Below are 958 nucleotides of genomic sequence, written 5' to 3' on the forward strand. Positions count from 1 at the left end.
GGTCCTGACTCAGGCCGCCTTCGCTTCAGCCTCATGAAGGGCAAACGACCGCCCATCGGTGTCGAAGATATGCAGGTCCTCGCCATTGGCGCTCAGCCGCAATGTCGAACCGCGCTTGACCTCGACATTGCCGGGCAGCTTGGTCACCAGCGGCAGGTCGGCGCGACCGATGTCGACATAGACCAGCTGAACCTCGCCGAGCTGCTCGACATAGTCGACCGCCCCCTCGAACAGATAGTCCGCGCCGCTGGCGATGATCAGGTCCTCCGGCCGCACGCCAAAACTCACCGCAGCGCCCTTCGCCGAAGCCGGCGTCGCGATCGGCACGGTCGCCTTGCGCCCGCCGACATGGCTGACGACAGTCGGGTTTCCGGTCTTGTCGATGGTCGCGGGCAGGATGTTCATGGCCGGTGAGCCGATGAATTGCGCAACGAATAGATTGCCGGGCTTCTTATAGAGGTCCATCGGCGTGCCGACCTGCTCGATATGGCCGTCCTTGAGCACCACGATGCGGTCGGCGAGCGTCATCGCCTCGACCTGGTCGTGGGTGACGTAGATCATGGTCGTGTTGGGCATCGATTCCTTGAGCTTGGCGATTTCGATGCGGGTGGCGACTCGCAGCGCCGCATCAAGGTTCGAAAGCGGCTCGTCGAACAGGAACACCTTCGGATTGCGCACGATGGCGCGGCCGATGGCGACGCGCTGGCGCTGGCCGCCCGACATCGCCTTGGGCAGGCGGTCGAGATATTTGGTCAGCTGCAGGATCTCGGCGGCCTGACGCACGCGGCGGTCGATCTCGGCCTTGTTCTCTTTGCCGATCTTCATCGAGAACGCCATGTTGTCGTAGACGGTCATGTGCGGGTAGAGCGCATAGGACTGGAACACCATGGCGATGCCCCGTTTCGACGGCGGCACGTCGTTCACCACTTCGCCGGCTATTCTGAGCTCGCCGGAGGTG

At 63.4% G+C, this 958-nt stretch carries 1 protein-coding gene; it reads right to left on the minus strand.

Annotation, left to right across the window (positions count from 1 at the left end; translation table 11 throughout):
• Positions 1-9: 9 nt before the first annotated feature.
• Positions 10-958, minus strand: a 949-nt coding sequence (locus EOD15_RS34825) for an ATP-binding cassette domain-containing protein (RefSeq protein ID WP_127409337.1), incomplete at its 5' end; no start/stop codon positions are given.

Origin of the sequence: Mesorhizobium sp. M7A.T.Ca.US.000.02.2.1, from assembly GCF_003996995.1 — a bacterium.
GTDB lineage: Bacteria > Pseudomonadota > Alphaproteobacteria > Rhizobiales > Rhizobiaceae > Mesorhizobium.